General features: G+C 41.2%; 20 protein-coding genes and 1 pseudogene. 12 read left to right on the top strand and 9 right to left on the bottom strand.

Annotated elements, in window-relative coordinates; all coding sequences use genetic code 11:
- Window positions 1–159: 159 nt before the first annotated feature.
- Complete coding sequence (locus JOC77_RS07310; RefSeq protein WP_204540933.1) at window positions 160–1,086, bottom strand: NAD(P)-dependent alcohol dehydrogenase; 927 nt, start codon at window positions 1,084–1,086, stop codon at window positions 160–162.
- A 366-nt stretch (window positions 1,087–1,452) separates the two neighbouring features.
- On the opposite strand from JOC77_RS07310, the gene JOC77_RS07305 reads away from it, so the two are divergent.
- From JOC77_RS07305 to JOC77_RS07290, 4 genes are all read left to right on the top strand, one after another.
- The gene (locus JOC77_RS07305; protein ID WP_204540930.1) at window positions 1,453–2,184 is read left to right on the top strand and encodes a DsbA family oxidoreductase; all 732 of its coding nucleotides are present in this window, start codon (window positions 1,453–1,455) and stop codon (window positions 2,182–2,184) included.
- A gap of 315 nt (window positions 2,185–2,499) precedes the next feature.
- The gene (locus JOC77_RS07300; RefSeq protein ID WP_204540927.1) at window positions 2,500–3,945 is read left to right on the top strand and encodes a DEAD/DEAH box helicase; all 1,446 of its coding nucleotides are present in this window, start codon (window positions 2,500–2,502) and stop codon (window positions 3,943–3,945) included.
- A gap of 57 nt (window positions 3,946–4,002) precedes the next feature.
- A complete protein-coding gene (locus JOC77_RS07295; RefSeq protein WP_204540924.1) occupies window positions 4,003–4,158 on the top strand; it encodes a hypothetical protein in 156 nt (51 codons plus the stop codon).
- 466 nt (window positions 4,159–4,624) lie between these two features.
- The gene (locus JOC77_RS07290; protein ID WP_204540921.1) at window positions 4,625–5,176 is read left to right on the top strand and encodes a GNAT family N-acetyltransferase; all 552 of its coding nucleotides are present in this window, start codon (window positions 4,625–4,627) and stop codon (window positions 5,174–5,176) included.
- 51 nt (window positions 5,177–5,227) lie between these two features.
- Here JOC77_RS07290 and JOC77_RS07285 read toward each other — a convergent pair.
- Together JOC77_RS07285 and katA are read right to left on the bottom strand one after the other, a co-directional pair.
- Window positions 5,228–6,439: pseudogene (locus JOC77_RS07285) on the bottom strand (ISL3 family transposase).
- A gap of 199 nt (window positions 6,440–6,638) precedes the next feature.
- Window positions 6,639–8,093, bottom strand: coding sequence for a catalase (gene katA, locus JOC77_RS07280; protein ID WP_204540918.1), 1,455 nt, complete (start codon window positions 8,091–8,093; stop codon window positions 6,639–6,641).
- A 292-nt stretch (window positions 8,094–8,385) separates the two neighbouring features.
- Here katA and JOC77_RS07275 point away from each other — a divergent pair, with 292 nt between their 5' ends.
- Both JOC77_RS07275 and JOC77_RS07270 read left to right on the top strand, forming a co-directional pair.
- On the top strand, window positions 8,386–8,913 hold the full coding sequence (locus tag JOC77_RS07275; RefSeq protein WP_204540915.1) for a type 1 glutamine amidotransferase domain-containing protein: 528 nt from the start codon (window positions 8,386–8,388) through the stop codon (window positions 8,911–8,913).
- 132 nt (window positions 8,914–9,045) lie between these two features.
- Window positions 9,046–10,302 (top strand): YeeE/YedE family protein, encoded by a 1,257-nt coding sequence (locus JOC77_RS07270; RefSeq protein ID WP_204540912.1) that lies wholly within the window; start codon window positions 9,046–9,048, stop codon window positions 10,300–10,302.
- Between the two features lie 155 nt (window positions 10,303–10,457).
- Here JOC77_RS07270 and JOC77_RS21580 read toward each other — a convergent pair whose 3' ends face one another.
- Together JOC77_RS21580 and JOC77_RS07260 are read right to left on the bottom strand one after the other, a co-directional pair.
- On the bottom strand, window positions 10,458–11,870 hold the full coding sequence (locus tag JOC77_RS21580; RefSeq protein WP_338047200.1) for a glycoside hydrolase family 3 protein: 1,413 nt from the start codon (window positions 11,868–11,870) through the stop codon (window positions 10,458–10,460).
- Between the two features lie 27 nt (window positions 11,871–11,897).
- A complete protein-coding gene (locus JOC77_RS07260) occupies window positions 11,898–12,227 on the bottom strand; it encodes a hypothetical protein (RefSeq protein ID WP_204540906.1) in 330 nt (109 codons plus the stop codon).
- 559 nt (window positions 12,228–12,786) lie between these two features.
- Between JOC77_RS07260 and JOC77_RS07255 the strand changes: the two genes are divergently transcribed.
- On the top strand, window positions 12,787–12,930 hold the full coding sequence (locus tag JOC77_RS07255; protein WP_204540903.1) for a hypothetical protein: 144 nt from the start codon (window positions 12,787–12,789) through the stop codon (window positions 12,928–12,930).
- Window positions 12,931–13,834: 904 nt separating this feature from the next.
- Window positions 13,835–16,216 carry a M14 family zinc carboxypeptidase gene (locus tag JOC77_RS07250; protein WP_204540900.1) on the top strand — a complete coding sequence of 794 codons (2,382 nt, stop codon included), beginning with the start codon at window positions 13,835–13,837 and terminating at the stop codon, window positions 16,214–16,216.
- Window positions 16,217–16,337: 121 nt separating this feature from the next.
- Here the strand turns inward: JOC77_RS07250 and JOC77_RS07245 are convergent, their stop codons facing one another.
- Window positions 16,338–16,556, bottom strand: a complete 219-nt coding sequence (locus tag JOC77_RS07245; protein ID WP_204540897.1) for a hypothetical protein — start codon at window positions 16,554–16,556, stop codon at window positions 16,338–16,340.
- Window positions 16,557–16,825: 269 nt separating this feature from the next.
- Between JOC77_RS07245 and fdhF the strand changes: the two genes are divergently transcribed.
- From fdhF to JOC77_RS21575, 4 genes are read left to right on the top strand one after another with little or no spacing between them, the layout of a single operon-like run.
- Window positions 16,826–19,807, top strand: coding sequence for a formate dehydrogenase subunit alpha (fdhF, locus tag JOC77_RS07240; protein ID WP_204540894.1), 2,982 nt, complete (start codon window positions 16,826–16,828; stop codon window positions 19,805–19,807).
- Window positions 19,782–20,282 (top strand): helical membrane plugin domain-containing protein, encoded by a 501-nt coding sequence (locus JOC77_RS07235; RefSeq protein WP_204540891.1) that lies wholly within the window; start codon window positions 19,782–19,784, stop codon window positions 20,280–20,282. Before fdhF ends, JOC77_RS07235 begins: the two co-directional genes overlap by 26 nt.
- Before the next feature lie 16 nt (window positions 20,283–20,298).
- A complete protein-coding gene (locus tag JOC77_RS07230; protein ID WP_204540888.1) occupies window positions 20,299–20,532 on the top strand; it encodes a heavy-metal-associated domain-containing protein in 234 nt (77 codons plus the stop codon).
- 16 nt (window positions 20,533–20,548) lie between these two features.
- On the top strand, window positions 20,549–20,680 hold the full coding sequence (locus JOC77_RS21575) for a hypothetical protein (protein ID WP_275585059.1): 132 nt from the start codon (window positions 20,549–20,551) through the stop codon (window positions 20,678–20,680).
- A 573-nt stretch (window positions 20,681–21,253) separates the two neighbouring features.
- On the opposite strand, the gene JOC77_RS07225 is transcribed toward JOC77_RS21575, so the two are convergent.
- From JOC77_RS07225 to dsdA, 3 genes are all read right to left on the bottom strand, one after another.
- On the bottom strand, window positions 21,254–22,309 hold the full coding sequence (locus tag JOC77_RS07225) for a P-loop NTPase (protein ID WP_204540885.1): 1,056 nt from the start codon (window positions 22,307–22,309) through the stop codon (window positions 21,254–21,256).
- Window positions 22,310–22,443: 134 nt separating this feature from the next.
- Window positions 22,444–23,019, bottom strand: a complete 576-nt coding sequence (locus JOC77_RS07220; protein WP_204540882.1) for a molybdenum cofactor guanylyltransferase — start codon at window positions 23,017–23,019, stop codon at window positions 22,444–22,446.
- Between the two features lie 84 nt (window positions 23,020–23,103).
- Window positions 23,104–24,480, bottom strand: a complete 1,377-nt coding sequence (gene dsdA, locus JOC77_RS07215) for a D-serine ammonia-lyase (RefSeq protein ID WP_204540879.1) — start codon at window positions 24,478–24,480, stop codon at window positions 23,104–23,106.
- Window positions 24,481–24,695 lie beyond the last annotated feature (215 nt).

Here is a 24,695-nt window from a genome sequence, read left to right as displayed (position 1 = left end):
ATCCTTCATTAGTGAAGAGGTTATACCTTTTTTGCTGATGATTGTATAATGCTGCGAGAATCATCTGTTATACATTTCAGGTTGTTTCAAAGGTAAATTTCTTCATCATAATGCAGTAAAAAATTATTCTACTGAAAAGCACTTTTCTCCGCTTTTTTGTTAAGTTGTTTCATCGTGACCCAAAGTTATAACTACATTTCCCTTTTTGTGTCCTTTTTCTACATATTTATGAGCCTCGGGAATTTCTTCAAGCGGATAGCGTTTATCTATTACCGATTTAATTTTTCCCGTCTCAAGAAGCTCTTTTAGGAAAATTAAATCTTCCATACGTACCTTTGCAATTCCTTGCCCTTCAACTGAGATGTATGTCCCGTTTGACGTAAGTGCTTTCTTGCAATTTGTTTTCGAGCTTTTCCCAACTGCATCAAAAATGATATCATAACGATCTTCTCTTTTCGTAAAATCCTCTTTCGTATAATCAATTACCTGATCGGCTCCCAGCGATTTCACTAAATCAAAGTTTGCTGCGCTGCATACCCCGGTGACTTCTGTCCCAAAGTACTTGGCAAGCTGTACCGCAGAAGTCCCTACCGCACCGGATGCTCCATAGATAAGAACTTTTTGCCCACTTTTAATTTTTCCTTTTCTAAGAAAATGCAGTGCTGAAGTTCCACCAAAAGAAACGGCAGCGGCTTCTTCATAAGTCAGATTGGCAGGTTTTATTGCTTGTGCACCGTTTTCAGGCAAACAGGTATACTCGGCATAAGCCCCGAAATTCATTCCAGTCATAGCGAAAATTTGGTCGCCTTTTTTAAATTTTTTTACATTTTTTCCTATTTCCTCTATTTCCCCGGCTAACTCCACGCCAAGTATTGATTTTCTCGGTTTCCTAAGCCCCAAGAAGATTCGCATGGGAATCCATAACAAGAAAGGGCTATTGAAACTCCTAACTCTTAAGTCTCCTGAAGCTACTGTAGTCGCATGAACTTTTACGAGTATTTCATTGTCTTTAGGAGTAGGTTTTTCTACATCTTTGAGTTCTAAAACATCGGGAGATCCATATTTTGTGCATACAATTGCTTTCATAACTATCCTCCTTCAAATTTGATTCTCTTTTTAATCTTATGATGGAAGCTGCTAGATAAAACTACTTTGATAACGAAACTAGACCTTTAAAGAATTTACAGGGCCTTATCTGCTTTAGGAAAAAAGATCATTTTGACAAACTGATGGTCCATAAAAATTTTAAAGAGATGTTTCAATGTATCTTCAAATTAGCTCTAGGCTGTTGTTCTTTTATCAGGGTTAGTAAACATTGCCACCCACGAAAAAAGTCCCGCATATGTCCGTCATCTCTTTTCTAAACTGCTACGTATTCATCTGAGCAGGTAGGAATGATTTTAGCCTGCTATGTGCTACTATAAGTTAACGAAGAAAAAATGAGGTGTAGATATGAAGATTGAGGTTTGGTCCGATTTTGTTTGTCCGTTTTGTTATATTGGAAAGCGCCGGCTGGAAGAGGCACTTGCCCAGTTTCCTAATAAAGATAAGGTTGAGGTAGAATTCAAAAGCTTTGAACTTGATCCCAATGCAGAAAAATTTGCCGGCAAAAATATTCATCAGGCACTGGCAGAAAAGTATGGAATGACTATTGAACAAGCGAGAAACGCCAATGAGGGCGTAGGCCAGCAGGCTGCAAGTGTAGGACTGGCTTTTAACTTTGATGATATGAAGCCAACGAATACATTTGATGCACACCGCCTTGCTAAATTTGCAAAAACACAGGGGAAAGAAGCACAAATTACAGAAAAACTTCTATATGCATACTTTACTGAGTCTAAGGACCTTGGCAATTTGGAAGTACTTGCGGATCTAGCCTCATCAGCAGGCTTAGACCGGCACGAGACAATGCAGGTTCTGGAAGACAAGAATGCCTACTCAAATGACGTCCGGATTGACGAAGCAATTGCACAGCAATACGGCGTAACCGGGGTACCTTTTTTCGTTATCAACCAAAAATATGCGATATCAGGTGCACAGCCAATAGAAACTTTTGTTAATGCTATACAAAAGGTATGGCTCGAAGAAAACCCGGCCCCTAAATTACAGGATTTATCAGGAAACTCAAGCTTGAAAGCTAGTTGCACTGACGGATCTTGTGCGGTACCGAATAGTAAAGAATAAGTATTAGGAGAGCAGAAGCTGCTCTCCTTTTTATGTGGGTAAATCAGGTGGGCGTGGAGTTTTGCAGGATTTCAGTGATTTATGCGGGACTTTAAAAATTATGAAATATTCATTATCAGAACTCACTAAATAATATGATTATCTGGGAAAGCTTTGAATGGGGAAAGATGCATGTTCCTAAATATATGCTGGATAATGGGTACAAAGGCAGACTTAGGGATAGGCTGCCTTTTTTATTGTGAAAAAAAGGGTATAATACTTGAGGATGCTAACGGTGTATAATAGAAAATTTTATATATAGAATGAGGGTATAACATGAATAAAAGCAGTTTTAGCGAATTTAACCTAAGTGATGAGATTCAAAGAGCTCTCATGGATCTCAACTATGAGAATCCAACAGAGGTTCAGCGTAAAGTCATTCCTGTCGCGCTGGAAGATAAGGATCTTGTGGTGAAGTCCCAGACAGGAAGCGGCAAAACGGCATCCTTTGGTATTCCTATTTGCGAACTGATCCGATGGGAAGAAAACAAACCGCAGGCGCTGGTGCTTACACCAACACGTGAACTGGCAGCACAGGTGAGAGAAGATATAACCAATATAGGAAGATTTAAAAGAATTAAAGCAGCGGCTGTATACGGTAAATCTCCTTTTGAGAGACAGAAGCTTGAGTTAAAGCAAAAAACACATGTAGTGGTAGGTACCCCAGGGAGGGTGCTTGATCATATCCAGAAAGGGACGCTTACTCTTGAACAAATTAAGTATCTTGTTATTGACGAAGCAGATGAAATGCTTAATATGGGTTTTATCGATCAGGTAGAAGCCATTATTCATGAGCTGCCGACTAAGAGAGTGACCATGCTTTTTTCCGCTACACTTCCGGAAGATGTCGAGAATTTAAGCCATAAGTATATGCAGAATCCTGTTCAGATCGAGATAAAAGCCAGCGGTGTAACTACAGATAAAATAGAGCATTCCATAATAGAAGTAATAGAGGAAGAAAAAATTTCTCTGCTTAAGAATGTTACGATCGTTGAAAATCCTGACAGCTGTATCATTTTCTGCAGGACTCAGGAGAATGTCGATCAGGTTTTCAAGCAGCTGGACCAAGCCCATTATCCTTCCGATAAAATTCATGGAGGAATGATACAGGAAGATCGATTCGCAGTAATGGATGATTTTAAACGCGGGCTGTTCCGTTACCTGGTTGCTACAGATGTAGCTGCAAGAGGGATCGATGTGGAAAATATCTCACATGTCATCAATTACGATCTTCCTATGGAAAAAGAGAGCTATGTTCATCGGACGGGCAGAACCGGGCGTGCCGGTAAAACCGGAAAAGCTATCACATTTATAACTCCTTATGAACAGAAGTACCTGTCAGAAATAGAAGAGTATATTGGATTTCATATAACAAAAAAACTTCCTCCCTCACAAGAGGAAGTGAATAACGGGAAGGCTGCGTTTGAAGAAAAAATTCATTCCCGGCCTGCGGTCAAACGAGATAAAAGTGAACAGTTAAATAAAGAAATCATGAAGCTCTACTTCAATGGAGGTAAGAAAAAGAAGCTCCGAGCGATCGATTTTGTTGGTACAATCGCCAAAATCAATGGAATTAATGCAGAGGATATCGGCATAATAACCATACAGGACAACGTAACATATGTAGATATCCTGAACGGAAAAGGACCTCTCGTATTGCAGGCCATGAAGCATACAACAATAAAAGGAAAGCAGCTGAAGGTCCATAAGGCAAAAAAATAGCAGATCAGTCTAATAGCGGATGTTTTTTAGGGCAACCTAACCATGAGGTGAGTTAGAATGATGCGTAATGAAAAAAGACCCGTTTCCTATCAACAGACTTTAGGAACCATGACCGAACGCGCCCAGCTGCCCGAAGGCTACGATATATCCGCCTTTGATGAAGATAAGCCTGAAAATCCAACAAGAGAATCTAATGAACATACGAAACAGTAGGAACAATCACAGCCTGGGATATTAAGTCGTTCCATTTCTGTGAAGAACCTATATTTTTCAGCAGACCAAATCGCATACTGATTTGGTCTTTTATTTATCTTATAAAAAGCGATAGCGACTATCATACGAAATAACAGCGTGACAATTGCTATTTGTCAGCTTGCTATTTGGGTTGTTACATGGATTACTAATTATGAGGCTATTCCTGCCTTCTATTGAATATTGGGAAGGTGAATTGTGATTATTAAAGAAATGTCCTTTAAATTAATGCAGTTTAGTTTAAGAACAGTTATTGGTACCCAATGTTCTATTTATTTGTATTATTCGTATGCTATTAATAAATGTAACGAAGATTTTTTATTCAGCCATTCCAATCAGACTAAAAGCCTTCCATCCCCGGTTGTATTGAATTGGAAGAATGAGTAAACTAGTGGAGTGAAAATAATGGATAAGGGGGCGGGAATCATTGTTTCAGCTTAATATAGACAGGGATGTTTCCATACGTTTATTTAATGATAGAGATGCGGATGAGTTATTTCAATTAGTTATGAACTCTAGAGAATATCTGAGAGAATGGCTCGGATGGCTGGATTTTACACAGCGGGTAGAGGACTCAGCTGCTTTCATTAATGAAACGCTCAAAGCACTTGTTGATACAGGAGGGTATCCGAAATCAGCGGCTATTACTTATAAAGATGCGATTGCAGGTACAATCGGTTTTAATGAAATTAATAAATTTCACAAAATCGGTATAATAGGCTACTGGCTCGGAGAAGGATTCCAGGGCAAAGGAATTATGACCAAAGCTTGCCGTGCGTTAACGAATTACGGCTTCAAAACTGCAGGATTAAACCGAATTGAAATTAGAGTGGCAGAAGGTAATTTAAAAAGCAAGGCAATCCCTAAGAGGCTAGGTTTTACTGAAGAGGGGAAAATTCGGCAGGCAGAATGGCTGTATGATCATTATGTAGACCATATCTTATATGGGATGCTGGCCGAAGAATGGGAAAATAAGTAATAACAAAAGGTTCTCCATCAAATGTTGGGGTGATGACTTGAGTCGTCACCCCTATCCAATGTGAACTCCAATTCCTTTATACTGATGTGTTAATAAGATTTTAGCCCTAAAACGGTCGAAACTTCTAAAACCAAAGGCATTCCGTTTCAGCACCTTAGTTGAATTATTTATACCTTCTAAAAAACCATTGGAATAGGAATAAATAAAGCTGTTTAAGATTTCAGTCTGCCAGTTTTGCAAGGTTTTTATCGCCTTATTCATTTCAGGAATTTCTGATCTTCTTACCAGTTCATAAAATTCGTGTAATTCCTCTTTTACTTCTCTCATTTGGGTCCCTTTTTCCTTGGCATGTGAAAACCATGCCTGATAAGCTTCTTTTAATTCATAGGCTCTTCTGAGCTCTTTAGACATCTCCAAATAACGCTGTAAATGCCATCGTTCCTTTTCGTTAAGCTTTGTACTAGATTTATGGAATACGTGCTTCATCCGTTTACATTTCTTACGATCATAATCGTGAAATGACTGCTGGCACCGTCTTCTTACTCCATCAAGTGCCTAATGGATATATCGGCAGAAGTGAAAACGGTCGGCAATGATAACCGGACGTCCTAGCGCGGACTGGACAGCTGCCTTGAAGGACTGGCTCATATCCATGACGACCATCTGTACCTGGCTGCCATGTTTTTGCAAATAGTGCTTAATCGTCTTTTTATAACGATTAGGAAGAATGTCAATCGGTTTTCGAGTAACAGCGTCCGCAATGATCAGCTGATACTTTCCTTCGCGCGTGTCCCCTTTGTACTCATCTATGGCAATGACCGAAGGTAAGTCTTCCACAGGTCGAATTTCACTGAGTGCCAACTGGTCAAACCGACGAACAATCGTGGTAGCTGATACGCCATAGTTTTCACCTGTTTCCTTAAAGGTCTTTCCTTTTACAGCCCGAATCAAGATAGCCTGATTCCATTCAATGGAAGTACGTTGGTAGCGCTGAACAATCGGATTCTTCTCAGAAAATCTTTTGCCGCAGCTGCACGCATAACGTCTTCGTTTGTAAAAGATCTGGGTCTGCCTTTCGAACCACTTGAGGTGATGTATTTTTTGAATACGATAATCGTGCACACTGCTTGTTCTATTTTGACAAACAGGGCATCTTTGTACCTTCCGTTCTATCTCTGCATAAATCCGGATTACTCCTCCCACATCTTCAAATCTAGTTGGTATAACCCCTTTTAATCCCGGAATATTCATGATAAAATTCATTTGCACGCAACTTCATTCCTTTACTTGTTTCTCGACAATTCAAGTATAAAAGAAATGGAAGTTTGCGTGTTTTTTTATGCCACAAATTTTCCCTCGACCCCAACAAATATTATAGAGCCTAACAAAAAAGGTATCCGACAATGTCTGGAAACCTTTTTTAATTGAGAATAAGTTTTGAAATTGAGAATGAAGGAAAATATTACACGTTTAGTTCGATAGAAATTCCAAGGCCTTGGGCAATTCGAGCTCCGTATTCAGGATCAGCCTTTAAGAAGTGCTGAATTTGTCTAATCTTAATTTCTTCCAAAGCAACTGGCTTCATTGCGTTCACAATGTTATTTACAAGACGGGTGCGTTCTTCTTCGCTCAATAAGCGGTATAAGTCACCAGCTTGAGTGTAATGGTCATTATGATCATAAGCTGCACTGTCAGCCACACCGGATACAGCGAATGGAGCTGGTTTGTTTTCAGGAGTTTCAGTCGGGCCTCCAAAGCTGTTTGGTTCATAATATACGGAACCTCCGCCATTGTTATCGAATCTCATTTGTCCATCACGCTGATAATTATTGACTTCGGTTTTTGGTCGGTTGATTGGAAGGGCGTTATGGTTAGCGCCAACACGGTAGCGGTGTGCATCAGAGTATGCAAACAAACGGCCTTGAAGCATTTTATCAGGGGATACATCTACACCAGGAACTAGAGTACCAGGAGAGAACGTGGCCTGCTCTACTTCAGCAAAATAGTTTTCAGGGTTTCTGTCTAGTACCATTCGGCCGACTTCCATTAATGGGTAGTCTTTTTGAGACCATACTTTTGTTACATCAAATGGATCGAAACGGTACGTATTTGCATCTTCTAACGGCATAATTTGAACATAAAGCTTCCAAGCAGGGAAGTCTCCAGCTTCAATCGCATTGAAAAGATCTTCCGTGTGATAATCAGGATTTTCGCCGGCAATCTGTGCAGCAAGATCCACATCAAGGTTCTTAACGCCTTGTTCGGTTTTGAAATGATATTTAATCCAAGCGCCTTCTCCTTGTTCATTCACCCATTTGAAGGTATGGCTGCCGAACCCGTGCATGTGACGGAGAGTAGCAGGAATGCCGCGGTCGGACATCAAGATTGAAACCTGATGAAGAGACTCGGGAGAATGCGACCAGAAATCCCAAACGGCTGTCGGGTTTTTAAGATGAGTTTTTGGATCTCTCTTTTGCGTATGTATGAAATCAGGGAATTTAATCGCATCTCGAATAAAGAAAACGGGTGTATTATTACCAACGATATCGTAATTGCCGTCTTCTGTGTAAAATTTAACAGCAAATCCTCGTGGATCACGGACCGTATCAGCAGAACCAAGCTCGCCGGCAACTGTTGAAAAACGGATAAATAAAGGAGTGCGTTTGCCAACTCCGTTGAATACTTTTGCTTTTGTATATTTAGATAGATCTTGTGTTACTTCAAAATAACCGTGCGCGCCTGCGCCTTTCGCATGAACTACACGTTCAGGAACACGTTCTCTATTAAAATGAGCTAGCTTCTCGAGAAGATGTACATCTTGGATTAATGTAGGACCTCTGTGGCCTGCAGTCTGAGAGTTTTGGTTGTCGCCGACTGGAGCACCCCAGCTGGTTGTAAGTCTATTATTTGTACTCAAATAAATCCCCACCTTTTAAACTTTATTTTATTGCTATAATTAAATGATAACACCTTTCAATTAAAAATCAATATTTATTTATAATAATTATAAATAAAAAAATTGAAGCTTTTTTTCAAGGTGGAGTCTTTATTAAATTCTAGTTTAATCCACATTTTTCCTGCCGCTGGAAAAAAACAAATGGATAAACTCAGGGCAGTTTTTTCGAGCTGCTCATTCTTTCAATGTATAATAGATATGAGAGAAATTTCGAATAAGAACCAAAAACTGAATGTGACTGGAGGAAGAACCGATGCGTTTAAAAGGAAAGAAAGTGATTAGTCTAGTGCATCACGAATTTGAAGACCTCGAGCTGTGGTATCCAATTTTAAGGCTGAAAGAAGAGGGGGCCATCGTTGATCTTGCAGGGGAAAAAGCAAATGAAAAGTATATCGGCAAATATGGAGTTCCAGCCGTATCAGATTATGCTTACAGCGATATTAACGCGGAAGAATATGATGCGATTCTGGTACCAGGTGGATGGGCTCCTGATAAAATCAGGCGTTTTCCAGAAGTAATTGCCCTTGTCCAGGAAATGGAGAAAAGCCGTAAGCCGATCGGCCAAATCTGTCATGCAGGATGGGTTTTAGTGTCAGCTAAAATTTTACAAGGCAAAAAAGTGACAAGCACGCCGGGGATTAAAGACGACATGGAAAATGCCGGGGCGGTCTGGATTGATGAGCCGGTCGTTACAGACGGGCATCTGGTGTCAAGCCGCCGGCCGCCAGATCTTCCGGATTATATGAGAGAGTTTATTAAAGTGTTAGAATCAAAATCTTAAAATAGCAGCCGTAACTGGTTCCTCTTTTCGAAGGAATCAGTTTTTTTATTTTCTATATTTAATAATCTATGTTATAGTATGAACTGGTTTAAAATTAATCCGACTAATTTTATATGAATAGGAGTGAATCTTTTGGCGCAGCCTTCATTAAATACATCCGTCGTATCAACCAAAAAAGCTACGACTATAGTGGCCGATCTGAGTCCTGTACAAAAGCCTTTAGTCATCATCGGCGCCCTTGCAGCCATATTATTATTTAGCGTAATTATTAACGTATCGAACGTAACACAGGGTGTCCTGTTTATCATAGGTTTGGCACTTGGAGCAACTTTGCTTCATGCTCGATTTGGGTTTACATCTGCATTCCGACGACTTATGTCGGTAGGGAATGTTCAGGGCCTTCAAGCGCATATGCTTATGCTTGCTATTGCTTCAACATTATTCGCGGTTATTTTAAGCACCGGCTTTAGCTTTTCAGGCATAACTCCAAAGGGATATGTATCCCCTGTAGGTATGAGTGTATTGTTTGGTGCATTCATCTTTGGAATCGGAATGCAGCTGGGTAATGGCTGTGCGTCTGGAACCTTATATTCTATAGGCGGCGGTTCCTCATCCATGATTTTAACCCTTGTTTCCTTTATAGGAGGATCTACATTAGGAGCTTATCACTTTAAATTTTGGATGGAGGATACGCCTTCACTGCCTCCGATTTCCCTGGCAGAATCAACGGGCCTGGGCTATTTTGGTGCATGGGCCGTCCAAATGGTCTTGTTTGCCGTTATTTATTGGATAACGCTTTTGATTGCTAAAAAGAAGAACCCGCCAATGATGAAGCCGCTTCCGACCATAACAGGGTGGAAGAAGATCATCCGCGGATCCTGGCCGCTTTTTGCAGCAGCGATTGTATTAGCGGTATTAAACGCCTTAACTCTTACAATCAGGGGAAATCCATGGGGCATCACATCAGCATTCGCCCTTTGGGGAGGAAAGGCCCTCATGGCAGCTGGAATAGATGTTTCCAGCTGGAGTTATTTTACAGGCTCAAATGGAGCTGCACTTACTCAGACCGTTTTAGCTGATTCCACAAGTGTCATGAATTTTGGAATTATCTTAGGTGCCTTTATCTCAGCTGCTTCTCAAGGAACTTTCAAGCCTGGCAAAATTAAGCCTGGTGTAGCTGGAGCAGCGATCGTAGGCGGAATTATGATGGGGTATGGAGCCCGATTAGCATTCGGCTGTAACATTGGTGCTTATTTCGGCGGTATTGCATCTTTTAGTCTTCATGGCTGGGTTTGGATGGTTATGGCGATGCTTGGTACTTTCCTGGCTCTATTCATTCGGCCTCTCTTTGGATTGAAAAACCCTAAGCCGACAGACTCTATATGTTAATAAGTTTAAGCCTGGTATCAATGAATGCCAGGCTTTTTTAAATAAAAATAAGCAACAGAAAAAATTGAAATTACTTCTTAAATAAGAGTCCTGCAAACGATAAAAACCATTGCTCCTGAAATAAGAGCAATGGTTTCGTTTTATAGTTTGTTTACTTAATAAGAAAGCCCGTATCCATATTTGTAAAGTCCTTCTATGCTAACCGGCAGTTTTCCGCCAGGCTGTGTACCGAAGATGACTTCTACAGCCGCATTCCATGAAGTAGGTACAGGAGAACCCCATCTTTCCACCGCATAAGAAGCGATATAGGCTCCAACCTCAGGGTAGCTCTGTATGTCATAAGGCAGGCCCAGGGAAACAGCCACTACTGGTTTACCGCTTTGCTGAAGCGCTTTGACCAGTTTTGCCTGGCCAGCTGGCAGTCCGCTGGCAGAGAAAGTTGGAACAATAATTCGATCTGCTTTGGAAGCAAGCTGAAGGGCTTGGCCAATTTCAGTATCTGTTGAATCTGTTGCTGTGACGAAACTTGTTATCGAACCAGCCGATTTATCATCAGCGGCTTTTGCTATGTCTTCAATATAGGAAGTAGAGCCATAAATCTTCGGCCCGACTACAAGAGTAGTTTTGTTGTCTGAAGCATTAAATGGCAGCACTTTGTTATTTTTTAAAAGAGTAATGGAATTTCTGGCGACTTCAGCAGCAGTCTGCTTGTATGCAGGTGTACTAACGATTTTTGCTGCTTTGTCAGGGTTCGTATATCGGTCTTTAAAGAGCTTATATTTAAATAGCTTGGCATCAAATATGCGTTTTAACGATTCGTCTACCCGTTTTTCAGATAGCTGTCCAGATTTTAGAGCCTTGTTTAAAGCATCAAATGTTTCAAGCTGTTCTGGTAGTGTGCCAGTTGCCATGACGATATCAGCGCCAGCATTTACAGCCATCACAGCTGCAGGACCTGATCCCCATTCTTCCGAGATGGCATGCATACTCATTGCATCTGTAACGATTAATCCTTTAAAGCCCATTTCTTCACGTAGAAGTCCGGTAAGAACCTTTTTCGAAAGAGTAGCTGGGAGCTCAGGGTCAATGGCATTGATAATAACATGAGCGGTCATAATAGAATCTACACCAGCAGCGATTGCTGCCTTAAATGGCGGAAGATGCACTTCTTCAAGAGTTTTTCGGTCATAAGTAACGGCTGCAAGTCCAAGGTGGGAATCAACGCTGGTATCTCCGTGGCCCGGGAAATGCTTGGCTGTGGCGATTACTCCATTCTTCTGGTATCCCTTGATTTGAGCTACAGTCATTTGAGAGACAAGGTCTGTATTTTCGCCAAAGGACCGGACTCCAATTACAGGATTTGCAGGGTTTGTGTTGACGTCGGCGAGGGGCGAATAATTCCAGTTGAACCCGGTAGCTCTTGATTCTATAGCCGTGATTTTGGCAACTTCTTCAGCAGCTTTAAGATTTCTTGTGGCGCCGATTCCCATCTGTCTTGGAAAAATCGTGCCGTCCGTAACATGCTGAGCTGTCCCATACTCAAGGTCTGCTGATACAAATAGGGGGATGTGAGGCTTGGCCGCAGCTGCCCATTTTTACAGCTGGTTATTGTACCCAGCCGTCTTTCTTGCATTTCTCTCGCCATATACTATGACCGAGCCAGCCTTGTACTTTTGAATCAGTTCGCGTGTTTGTTCATTTGGCATCGAATTTGAATCATCATGAGTTGAAGGCATAACAAGCTGTCCAATCTTTTCTTCATCTGATAACTTTGAGATCATTTTATTAAGAATTATATTTTTTAGCTTTTTTGAGTTAGGATATCGTAGGTGGTCATCTTTGGAAGTATGGGCGCCTGCCGCGGCAGGAAGCAGGAGAGTGGATGCTAATACGATTGAACTTACAACTGCAGATAATTTTTTCATAACCTTCCTCCTTCGAATTTGTCCAACATTTTTTTTACTTGGTTCCTCCTTACTTATTATTAGTGAAATCGCTTTCAAAAACAGGTTAGCATCCACTTATGAATTAAGTCAAAGCATAGGGGAATAGATGGATAAATTTGGTTCTATCGGCATATTCTTTCGAGGTTCTAAATAAAAAAGCAGGCGGAAGGCAATAGGTGCAAGGAACCAGGAACTCAGCAGCAAACCGGACTTTACAATTGTCTAAAAAATGGCCGTGGTGCGTCTACCATCGGCTAGGGATCGCGAATAATTTTTGGAAAATCGCGCATAGGATAGACGGAATCGCGCGTATTTTTAGAAAATCGCGCATGAGGTAAACGGAATCGCGGGTATTTTTAGAAAATCGCGCATGAGAAATTAGGATCACGCGTATTTTCCGCTTAAACTCTTGGAAAGAGGGCATAGGATAACATTTTACCTCTGTAAATCCATGGGTTATAAAAAATTTTTTTCAGAAGGGTAAAAGGATAAGGAAATTGGGTAATAATGCTATAAAAAGCGAAGAGAGTTGATCCCAATGAAATTTAAATTAAATTCAATCAAACTGGGTGGACTTCTGTATACAAACAAAAAAGAAAAGGATAAATGGAATAAGGTTTTCAACAATTACTTTGTCTATCAAGGCGGTTATAAGAAGAAAGAGAAAACTTCATCCATGTAACCGAGTAATGTATAAATTTTGACCAAAAAGCAGCGGAAAAGCTGCTTTTTTAATTTGTACTAATTTTTTTATGTTGCTCCTGACAAAAAATCCTATTGAAGTATAAGGAGTTCTTTTTCTGATGAATGACCAAAGGTGAGCGGGATAGCCTTTTGATACGGTTAAAGGGAAAGAACTTGTGTTGGACCCGACATGGCCTGTCACCCTGATAAGCAATTCAATAAGGTTCTGAAAGATAATGAGATTTTGCCTAGATGGGTAGAAATTTGCAGAGAGGGTGATCATGTAAAGCCTAAACTAAAGATGTTTGATGAGAGGTATGATATTGATTGCATAATAAAAATGAGTATAGAAAAGTCATGGATCACAAAATGGGCTGACCCCAGAATGACGCAAAAGAGGGGCATTCGGCTGGATTGATATTTGAAGGAAAAAAGATGATAGAAGCTTAGCATGATTATAGAAACAAACTCTGTTTTACTGTTTTGAACATTGTGTGTTTTTTAGACGTTTAATCTTGTTAATTCTGGGTACTAGAGGGAATATCTATGATTTTCAAAAAGTGTAATTAACTAAGAAGGGGGGACGAGTTAAGATTGCCTCTGCTATGCTGCTAAACTATAAATAAACTACATACTCGAATCGCGATATCTATATCATAAAATTACTGATAGCGGTATTTACTATCAGCTTTCAGATTACACACTCTATTTCCTCAAGTATTATTTGCCTTAAGACTCTTCATCCTGTTTATCGGGATACGTGAATCTATTGAATTATTATACCATTAGGCCCTGTTTTTCAGAGATATTAGTTAGGTAATTAGTATGATTGTCCATATAGATAAAGTGTATTATTATGAAAAAATACTAATATTTATACATATAATTCAGGAGGAAAAAAGATGAATAAGAAAGCTATCACCGCTGGTATCCTTGCTGCCAGCCTTTTTACAACTGTACCTGGGACAATCCCATTAGCCGGATCTCCAAAATGGACGAATGTAAATGTATACGAGGAGCAGGATGGTTCAAAGTTTAATAGTGAAAACTATGACTTTCTGAAATTCTCAAAAATAGGGTCGAAGCTTCAGGAGATTGCTAAGCAATCTAATCGTGTAAAGGTAGAGATTAAAGGGAAGTCAGCAGACGGAAATCCTCTGTATGTAGTGACCATTGCCGATCCCAAAGCTCAAGGGAAGTTCGGACACAACAAGGCCTTAAGAAAACAAATGTTTAAAAACCCTCAAAAAGCCCAGGACTGGATTAAAAAAAATCCGGACTTTAAAGTTCCGGTTATGATAAACGGTTCGATTCACGGAACTGAATTTGTCGGGACAGATGCTGTTCTCCAGCTGATTGAACGTTTTGCTACTGGAAAAGATACTGAAACTACCAAGATTCTTGACAGCAGCATTTTGATTTTTAATGTCGTGCAAAATCCGGACGGCCGAATCAATGCGACCCGCTTTAACAGTGAGGGTATCGATTTAAACCGCGATTTCATCACACAGTCCCAGCCAGAAACACAGGAAACGGTAGAACTGATAAAAGAATGGAACCCCATGGTCTTTTTAGATACGCATGGCTATGTAAAGAACTATGCACCTAATAAGCAGGGGCTGATTGAGCCTTGTACGCCTCCGCACAATCCAAATTATGAATATGATTTGTATAATAAATGGGCTTACATCCAGGCTCAGGCTATGGAAAGTGAAATCCTGAAAAATAAAGGGGAATACAAGGGAAGCCTTTATCAAAGCATGGACGGCGCATATATACCTCAGCGTGATGATTCGGCCGGATGGGATGATTATCCGCCAATCTTTACACCAATGTACGCAATGTATCATGGAGCTTACGGACATACATTGGAAGCACCTACAAATGATTTAGATGGTGTCCGCTGGCAGTATGATGCCATCATGGGAGCTTTGAAATATTCCGCCGAACACAAGGATGAAATGATTACCGATCAAATCGAAGTCTTTAAACGCGGAATTAATTTTGATCATCCGTTCCATGAGGAAGGTTTCTTCCCGCATGCCTATGTACTTCCGGTTAACGAAGAAGATCCTACTGTTACCCAAAAAGCGGTCAATCATCTTCTTAAAAATGACATAGAAGTTATTAAGGCTTCTAAACCGTTTACTGCTGAAGGAAAAACGTATCCAGAGGGAACATATATTGTTCAAATGAATCAAGCAAAAGCAGGACTTGCGAATACAATGCTTTGGGATGGAGAGGACATTACCAATGATACACCTGCCATGTATGACATTTCAGCGTGGAGCCTTCCGGAATTATGGGGCTTTGAAGCGTTCCCTGTAAAAAGTGAAGTAGCAGTTAAGGGGCAGGCTGTGAAAGAGGCAGATTCTGCTGGTACTATCACAGGTAACGGGCCGTTCCTGATTCCGAACAGCTCAGTTAAAGCAGTCGAGCTCGTAAACAGCCTTCTAAAGAAGGGTATTACGGTAAAGCGCGACACCCAAGGGAACTTCTATGTACAAGGCCCTGTCAAAGCGATTGAAGGAGAAGTGATAAAGTCAGGTCTTAACATAGAAACGTCGTCTATTCCTGCTGGTGCAGTTTCACTTACTAAACTTAAGGTTGCTATTCTAAAAGATGGCGGCATGAATAAACAACAATCACATTCAGGAACAAAGCTTGCACTAAAACGTTTGGGCTTTGAGGTGACAGAAGTTAGTCCAGTGGAAGTTTCCCAGCAAGGATTAAATCCTTTTGACGTCTTTGTTTACAATGGTACTGAGAACTTAATTTCTACTAATCTAAATGCTGCCAACAAGGAATTCGGTCTGCAGGATGCATCACAATACACAGCCTTTAAAGCAAATGTTGCGAGTTTCGTAGAAAAAGGCGGTAAGTATATCGCCATCGGAACAGGAGCATCTCGTGCAACAAAAACACTTGGACTTACAGATGATGAAATTACAACTGGAAGCTCGAACAGCAATGGAATTGTTTCAGTTGACTATGAGGGAACTGGCGTCACTGCCGGGTACAAAGCCAACGATATCGGCTTCGTCTACCGTCCAGCATGGTATGGCGGTACGGGTACAGGCAATGATAGAATACTAGCTTCCTACGATAATTCTGCAGACTTCTTCCTGGCAGGGCACTGGAAAGATAATGGAAAAGCTCAAGGCCAGCCGGTTATCGTTCAGGAAAAAGATAAAGATGTAACACTTATCGGACTGGAGCCGGGATTCCGGGATCATACCGATTATCTATTCCGACTATTGTCAAACGCTATATATGAGAAATAACATCTTGAAAGACCCCGTCGCTGATGGGGTCTTTTTTGTCGTCTAATAAAGGCGCTAATTATGCTTTATAGATAAATTGCTTTGGGAAATAATCCGGGAAATGGGGGACAGTCCCCCACAATTATGGAAGCATGTAAATGGTGTTGTGCGGCGGCTGTTCTAATGTTGATGTTCGCAGGCGTCCTTCTTGTACTAGTTCTCCCAGTCCCTGTTCAATTTCGGTAATTGATCTTTCTAAGAGATCGGCAACTTTCACTGTGGAGATGCTCATGTATTTTGGCTTCTTTGACGAGGACATAATCATAGATTGAATTAGCTGTAAGAGTATTTCTTTTTCCATAGCTTCGGTTCTCCTGCCTTCTTATTGAATTCTTTATATAATGGGCAGATTTATTCGAACTCCGCCCTAAGGGTATTATCTCCTATAAATTTGCCAAAAAGGAAAGGATTGATACACAGAGATTAGTGAATAATTTTAAGGGCTGCTAAAATATTTTATTTTATTCATATCCATTTTGGGAATACTAGGGTAAATCAACAGCATTTAGCTGATGCATGGCTTAATTACTGAAAATTAAGTCTAATGGCAGCAAGATAGGAGGAAATCACATGTCTGAACATTCTTTTTCCATCCGCATCAACGAAAAAGAATTAACAGCACAGCCAGGTCAAACGATATTACAAGTCGCCCAAAGTCATGACTTGTATATTCCAAGCATTTGTTATCACCCGAACCTCGGAACGATTCAAACCTGTGACACATGTTTTGTACAGGCAGGAGGCGAATTGGTGCGTGCATGCTCGACTAAGGCGGTTGCAGGTATGACGGTTGATACATTATCAAAGCCTGTTAAGGACGCTCAATATGAAGCGATGTCGAGAATCCTTGAAAATCATGAACTATATTGTACAGTTTGTGATAATAATAACGGCAATTGTACCGTCCATAATACAGCTGAATACTTAGAGATTGAGCATCAGAAATATGAATTTAGAGAAAAACCTTACCCGCCGGATAATTCGCATCCTTTCTATAGGTATGAACCGGATCAATGTATATTGTGTGGCCGATGTGTTGAGGCATGTCAGGATTTACAGGTCAATGAAACCTTAACCATCGACTGGAGCAGGGAAAGACCAAGGGTTATCTGGGATAATGATGTTCCAATTGATGAATCGTCATGTGTATCCTGCGGGCATTGTGTAAATGTGTGCCCATGTAATGCCTTAATGGAAAAATCTATGCTCGGTGAAGCCGGATTCCTTACAAAGCTTCCGCCCCCAATCTTAGAGCCGATGGTGGATTTAATTAAAGAAGTGGAACCAGGCTATAAACAAATTTTTGCGATATCAGAAGTGGAAGCTGCAATGAGGCAAGCAAGGATTGAACGGACTAAAACGGTTTGTACATATTGCGGTGTAGGGTGCAGCTTTGAAGTATGGACAAAGGACCGGCAGATATTAAAAATTGAGCCGACCCACGAGGCTCCAGTTAATGGCATATCTACGTGTGTAAAAGGAAAATGGGGCTGGGATTTCGTTAATAGTGACCAGCGCTTAACCAAACCTTTAATCCGTAAAAACGGGGCTTTCGAAGAAGCAACTTGGGATGAAGCGTTAGATCTCATTGCAAGCAAGCTTACCGAAATTAAGGAAGAGCATGGCCCAGAGTCAATTGGAGTAATTGCTTCTTCTAAATGCTCGAATGAAGAAAACTTTTTGGCGCAAAAATTCGCACGTGCTGTTATTGGAACAAATAATATTGACAATTGCTCAAGATACTGTCAATCTCCGGCTACTGCTGGTCTGCTGCGTACTGTTGGCCTTGGCGGAGATTCAGGGACCATGCAGGATATTGAAACAGCAGATTTAGTTTTTGTAATTGGGGCGAATCCAGCAGAATCACATCCTGTTCTTGCAACGCGTGTAAAACGGGCTCATAAGTTGTATGGGCAGAAATTAATCGTGGCTGATATTAGAGAACATGAACTGGCACAGCGTGCAGATTTCCTCATGCATCCTAAGCCAAGCTCAGATTTAATCTGGCTTTCTGCCGTGACAAAATACATTATCGATCAAGATTGGCATGATAAAGAGTTTTTGGCCAAACGGGTGAGCAATGTAGAAGGTTATATAAAAACTTTAGATAAATTCACATTAGAATACGCGGAAGAAATGACCGGGCTATCGCAGGGGGACTTAATTAAAGCAGCTACCATGATTCATGAAGCTAATTCAGTTTGTATCCTCTGGGCTATGGGAATTACGCAGCATTCCGGGGCTACGGATGCCAGCACAGCGATTTCCAATTTATTGCTGATCACTGGAAATTATGGCCGTCCTGGAACAGGTGCATACCCGCTTAGAGGCCATAACAACGTACAGGGTGCTTGTGATTTCGGTACAATGCCTTCCTGGTTCCCCGGTTATGAGCCTGTAGGAAATTCGGAGATCAGAGAAAAGTATGAAAAAGCATGGGGCGTTGAAATTCCTAAGGACCCTGGAATGGACAACCACCACATGGTAGAGGCCATCCACAAAGGAAAACTAAAGTCGCTGTATCTATTCGGAGAAGAAATGGGGCTAGTGGATGCAAACTCGAACCATGTTCAGAGCTGTTTTGAAAAACTAGACTTCTTTGTCGTACAGGATATTTTCTTCTCGAAAACGGCACAATTTGCCGATGTAGTTTTACCGGCAGCACCTTCACTTGAAAAAGACGGCACATTTGTAAATACAGAAAGGCGGATTCAAAGATTCTATAAGGTGTTTGACCCGCTAGGCGATTCGAAGCCGGATTGGGAGATCTTCCAGGAAGTAGCGAACCGGATGGGTGCTGATTGGAATTACTCACACCCAAGTGAAATTATGGATGAAGCAGCCAGTCTTGCTGTTATTTTTGCAGGTGTGAGCTATGACCGTCTTGAAGGCTTTAACAGCCAGGTTTGGCCGGTTCATAAAGATGGAACAGATACACCGCTTCTATATGAAGATAAATTTGCATTTGCAGATGGAAAGGCCCGGCTGTTCGCGGTTGACTGGACGCCTCCTTATATGGCAGGAGAGGAATATGATCTTCATTTAAACAATGGACGACTGCTTGAGCACTTCCATGAAGGAAATATGACATACCGGTCAGAAGGTCTTACTCATAAGGTACCTGGCACTTGGCTGGAGGTTTCTCTCGAACTAGCCGATGAACGAAATCTCACTGACGGTACATTAGTTAGATTAACTTCACCATATGGACAAGTTAAAGTAAGGACGCTTGTTACGGACCGGGTTAAAGGCAAGGAAATTTATCTGACGATGAACAGTTTTGAAGACGACGAAGCAGTCAATTACTTAACAAGCAGTTACCATGATCTAGTGACACATACTCCAGCATACAAGGAAATCGGTGTGAAAATGGAGATTTTAGAAGCGACAGGTGAACCGCCATTGCCTAAGCACAACCACCGGTTCGGAAACAGGGTGCCGCAGATAAGCGTGCGGGTTGAGGAAAAATGGCAGCGCCCAGACTTTCAGGCGATAGAAGATTTATTCGGAAATGGAGGGGAAGCACTTGGCGAAAGCAATCAGGCAAATTAATAAGCAAATTCCTAATCCAATGGAAGAACAGGCCCAGGCCATTGGGGAGATATTAAAAGCCCTTGCTGATAACAAAGAAGGAATTCTATCTGCACTAGCCATCTTAAAGAATCTGCGGGAAATAGGAATTCTGGATGCCCTTCATGCTATTATGGAGAATCGTACAGACGTGGGTGTCATAGCAATGCAGCAAATTAACCAGCCGGGCATGCATAACACGATTAAAAATGCCATTTACCTGTTTAATTTCATGGGCACTCTAAAGCCGGAACAGCTGCAGGCTATAATGGGCGGTGTTACAAAGGGTCTCGATCGCATGGGAGAAAGTATTAAAAATCAAGAACAACACAGCTTATGGAAATTAGGGAAAAGCATGAGAGATCCTGAAATCAAAGCAGCGATGACAACCATGGTTGAATTCCTTCATGGCATGGGTGAATCATTTACACAGCATCCCTCACAGGAACTGCATTAAGAAGGAGGAAAGCGAAATGGAAGAGCAAAGTGTTATTAAAATACATGGACCCCTTTCTCAAAAAGACACCGACGAAATTGTTCATGCCTTAAACGGTGTTTGGGGCATTCTCCGTGCTGATGTAAATCAAGAAAGCGGAGAAGCAAGAATCGGCTATGATAAAAATGCCGCTTCCATCCAGGACTTTCAGCAGGCAATAAGGGACTCAGGATATGACATCAAAACGGATAACCAGGACTTACCTCATTAAAAAGGGAGGAAGATATATGCGTATTTGTGAATTATGCGGCAGCGAGCAGGAAATGGAAATAGAAGATACAGAATCTGAAAGAACCAGAATTCTGCATGTTTGTGAAAACTGCCAGAACGACAGAAGTGTTAACTATTTTGACATTTAAAAGCCGTGAGAAAAGGGAATCCGTTGTTGGATTCCCTTTTTTTATAGCCGGTGGACATATAAAATTAGACCAGCTGCCAGTTTGGCTGCATAGGGATTGAAAATTGGAACGGTAAATGGGCGGGTGCCATTGAGGAGCGAGGGAGCCACATGAATTGGCGAGTCAACAACACAGGCAGTGAGAGCGAGTACTTATTTATAGCTGAGATTCAGCCACATAAAGCCGCGAGATAGCCACATAAAAAAGTGTTTTAGCCACATAAAATTGCAGTTTGACCACATAAAAACTCCATTTAGCCACATACAGCCTTCCTCTGGCATCAGGCGAAGAAACTTAACAGTAAAATAACAAGTCGTTTTATTGTTTATGCTTAAGTTTTTGAATTTTATGCTTAACTTTTTACAATTTACGCTTAACTTTTTGCTTTTTATGCTTAAGATTTTAATGTTTATGCTTAGCTATGCTTTGGTTTATTGACTAATGCTTATCTAAGGGTACTAAGCTTACCTTACCGGTTTTATGCTTATGTTCATATTAAAAAAGACGATATAAAAATCTATATCGCCCTGCTCTTTATTGTGCATATTTATATAACACATCTTCTGCCAGTGACCGGAAAAGCTCTCCTACCAGAGAATCCTCGTCATATACGGAAGAGCCTGATGATTGCTCAGGACTTGCAAAGGGTACTCGTGCGATTACATTTGTTTTAAGCCCGGCAGCCAGGCGTTCACCGCCGCCTCTTCCAAACAGGTAGTTGCGTGAGCCATCGCTTTCTTCGTAATATGCCATATTTTCGATTACGCCTAATATGTCATGTTTCGTATGCCTTGCCATGACACCTGCTCTTGAGGCAACATGTGAAGCTACATTATGAGGAGTAGTCACAATTACTTCTTTTGCCTGCGGAATCATAGCAGCCACATCAATTGCCACATCACCGGTTCCAGGCGGCAGATCGAGAAGCAGATAATCCAGTTCACCCCAATGGGTATTGGCAAGGAAGTTCTGGATCCATTTATTCAGCATCGGCCCCCGCCACATAACGGGGTTATTATCCTCTGCAAAAAAGCCCATGCTCATTACTTTCACGTCATGACTGACAACCGGTATAACGGTTTTGTCAATCATGGTCGGTTTTTCATCTATCTGCATCATGGACGGGATGCTGAATCCATAAATATCCGCATCCAAAATTCCAACCTTTTTCCCCATGCGGGCAAGCGCAGCAGCCAGGTTGATCGTAACAGTCGACTTCCCAACACCGCCTTTCCCGCTTGTTACCGCAATAAAGCGTACCCCGGAATCAGGGCGGAGCAGCGACGGCATCCCGCTTTCCGTTGTAGAGTTCTTCTTCAGAACTTGAGTCAGCGAAGCTCTTTCTTCGGGACTCATGGCCCCGAAGATTACATCCACATTTACAGCACCAATACCTCGAAGAGCAGTTTCAACTTCATCTTTAATCTTCGCTTTTAAAGGACAACCCTGAATGGTTAACACAACCTCAAGCTGCACATCTGAATTTTCTATTTTTACACTTTTAATCATATTTAGCTCAATAAGGCTTTTATGAAGCTCTGGATCCTGCACATCGTTTAAAGCCTGCATCACTTGATCCTGTGTCAGCATTTTACAACATCCTCTTATGTTTTTATCCTCAGTATGGTCCATTTTTATAAAAAAAAGACTTAAAAGATCCAGCGGTCCTTCAAGTCTTTCATATTAGAGCCAGGCACAGAGTCAGAAAAGAGATAATAACACAATCACAAATGAAGCATATCTTCCTGACGATTTATATTTACAAACACAACATTATCTTCTGGAAAAGGAACCTTAAGCACATCAATCTCATCTAAAAAAACACGGATTTTCTTTATATCCTGGGACAAAATCTGCTGCATTTTCGGTAAACTCCTGCGATGGTAAAGAGCGAGAAGCGGATGGATTTTCTCTGCCTGAATGGGAACAATGGCATCATAGCTGCTCCCTTCAGCCAGGCTGATCATATAGCTTACAAAATCAGAAGTGACAAAAGGGATGTCACAGGATAATATAAAGTACCAATCCGCCTCGATGCTGTTCATCGCATGGTACATGGCAAATAAAGGTCCCAGATGGATTTCAGTTTCTTTTTCTATAATAAATTCCACTTCATCATCCCGTTTGAAATCCGGGATTAAATTCTGATTGGTAGCGATGACTAGGGGGGAAAGGGAATTTTCCTTACATGCATCAACGCTATATTCGTAAAAGTATTTCCCTTTGTACGTTTCAAACATCTTTGGCTTTCCAAATCGTGAAGACTTGCCGCCTGCCAGTATGATTCCTGCAATCGTCATTATTTCATCCCCTGCAAAAAGTATAGGTATCCATACCTTTATGTACCCAATCTTATTCTATATTATCAGCTTATCCCAGGTGACCTAGACCTTTAAAAAGTCTGCAAGCTGTGATTTCCCGATTTCCTGGTATTCTTTCATCATTTCGCGAGGCACCATATTGCCCCCTGTAGCCCAGGAAATATGGACCGCGTCAGCCATCCGTTCCTTCAGACCATGTTTTTTTATATAATCCTGTCCCGCTGGTTCCATACTTAATTGGATGGGACCGTACAAACCGGCCGCAGCAGAAGGCTCTACATACCTATTCTCTGAATCTGCCAGCATATTTAACAGCATATACAGCATTGAATCCTCTACGGTATAAACCGCGCTCAGCAGCTTCTCCAATGTTTTCCCTACAAAACCGGATGGCCGTCCAACTGCAAGCCCGTCTGCAGCTGTAATATTATCAATCCCAACATCTTGTACCGAAATTTGATCATGCAGCTCTGTCATCAATCCTAAAAGCATGCAGGGTGAATGTGTCGGCTCTGCAAAGAAACAATGAACAGAGTCTTTAAAGAGAAGCTTCAGACCAAAGGCCACTCCACCTGGACCGCCTCCGACCCCGCACGGAAGATAAACGAAAAGAGGGTGCTCCGGATCTACGAGGATATTCATCTCCTCCAGCTGCTTTTTTAATCGGAGGGCAGCGACCGCATAGCCTAAAAACAAAGCAGTAGAATTTTCATCATCGACAAAATAGCTGTTTGGATCGCTATCACTTTGTTTCCGGCCTTCTTCAACCGCTTTGCTGTAATCGGAGTTATACTCAACAACGACAACCCCTTTGCTTCGAAGCAGGTCCTTTTTCCACTGCTTCGCATCTGCTGACATATGGACGGTCACCTTAAACCCAAGCTTTGCGCTGATGATTCCAATGCTAAGCCCGAGATTGCCAGTCGAACCGACCGCAATAGAATATTGAGAATAAAAGTTCTTAAAATCTTCATTTGCAAGAATAGAATAATCATCTTCAAAACGGAGCATTTTGTGTTCCAATGCTAAGTTTTCCGCATGCTTCAATACCTCGTAAATACCGCCCCTGGCTTTAATTGAGCCAGAAATAGGGAGTTCGTTGTCACATTTCAGCATGAAAGTTCCTTCTATTTTTGTCCGGAAAATAGATTCAGCTGTGTTATGAAACTTAGATATTCCAACGAGAGGTGATTCGATGATCCCATTTGTTTTTTTCGTTTCCGGAAATACTTTTGCTAGATATGGAGCGAAACGCAGCAGCCTTGCCTCAGCATAGATGACATCTTTTTCAGTTAAAGAAATATTCTCTGCTGCTTCTTGAAACGAACGGTATTTTGGATTGTTCCAGAATACTTCTTTCAATACCATTAAGTCTTCGATTAAGGGGTATTGATTTTCCCATTCGGTTAACGGTTTACCTGCAATTAATTCTGTTTCCATATTCAGCCTCCTCAAGCCAGCATATTTGCCTTTGTACACTATTATAGATGAGTCTGCAGAAATGAAATAGAGTGAAGGAGAAAAGGAGGTGGGCAGAAAAAATTTTTATGACGAAAAAAAACCTGCAAAGGCGACAGTCTACTTTTTATGGCGGAAAAATGGAAGGGAATAAACGTGAAGATTCTCTGGTGATAAATAAAAAAGACTCCTATAAA

The sequence above is a fragment of the Peribacillus deserti genome (genome assembly GCF_016909175.1).
Lineage (GTDB): Bacteria > Bacillota > Bacilli > Bacillales > DSM-1321 > Paraperibacillus > Paraperibacillus deserti.
Note: the sequence above shows the minus strand (reverse complement) of the source record. Positions and strands in the feature narration are given on the sequence as shown.

What these genes read in the sequence shown, in the direction of transcription:
- JOC77_RS07310 (WP_204540933.1), bottom strand. Translation starts at nt 1,086, where the DNA reads ATGAAAGCAATTGTATGCACAAAATATGGATCTCCCGATGTTTTAGAA.
- JOC77_RS07305 (WP_204540930.1), top strand. Translation starts at nt 1,453, where the DNA reads ATGAAGATTGAGGTTTGGTCCGATTTTGTTTGTCCGTTTTGTTATATT.
- JOC77_RS07300 (WP_204540927.1), top strand. Translation starts at nt 2,500, where the DNA reads ATGAATAAAAGCAGTTTTAGCGAATTTAACCTAAGTGATGAGATTCAA.
- JOC77_RS07295 (WP_204540924.1), top strand. Translation starts at nt 4,003, where the DNA reads ATGATGCGTAATGAAAAAAGACCCGTTTCCTATCAACAGACTTTAGGA.
- JOC77_RS07275 (WP_204540915.1), top strand. Translation starts at nt 8,386, where the DNA reads ATGCGTTTAAAAGGAAAGAAAGTGATTAGTCTAGTGCATCACGAATTT.
- JOC77_RS07260 (WP_204540906.1), bottom strand. Translation starts at nt 12,227, where the DNA reads ATGAAAAAATTATCTGCAGTTGTAAGTTCAATCGTATTAGCATCCACT.
- JOC77_RS07255 (WP_204540903.1), top strand. Translation starts at nt 12,787, where the DNA reads ATGAAATTTAAATTAAATTCAATCAAACTGGGTGGACTTCTGTATACA.
- JOC77_RS07250 (WP_204540900.1), top strand. Translation starts at nt 13,835, where the DNA reads ATGAATAAGAAAGCTATCACCGCTGGTATCCTTGCTGCCAGCCTTTTT.
- JOC77_RS07245 (WP_204540897.1), bottom strand. Translation starts at nt 16,556, where the DNA reads ATGGAAAAAGAAATACTCTTACAGCTAATTCAATCTATGATTATGTCC.
- fdhF (WP_204540894.1), top strand. Translation starts at nt 16,826, where the DNA reads ATGTCTGAACATTCTTTTTCCATCCGCATCAACGAAAAAGAATTAACA.
- JOC77_RS07230 (WP_204540888.1), top strand. Translation starts at nt 20,299, where the DNA reads ATGGAAGAGCAAAGTGTTATTAAAATACATGGACCCCTTTCTCAAAAA.
- JOC77_RS21575 (WP_275585059.1), top strand. Translation starts at nt 20,549, where the DNA reads ATGCGTATTTGTGAATTATGCGGCAGCGAGCAGGAAATGGAAATAGAA.
- JOC77_RS07225 (WP_204540885.1), bottom strand. Translation starts at nt 22,309, where the DNA reads ATGCTGACACAGGATCAAGTGATGCAGGCTTTAAACGATGTGCAGGAT.
- JOC77_RS07220 (WP_204540882.1), bottom strand. Translation starts at nt 23,019, where the DNA reads ATGACGATTGCAGGAATCATACTGGCAGGCGGCAAGTCTTCACGATTT.
- dsdA (WP_204540879.1), bottom strand. Translation starts at nt 24,480, where the DNA reads ATGGAAACAGAATTAATTGCAGGTAAACCGTTAACCGAATGGGAAAAT.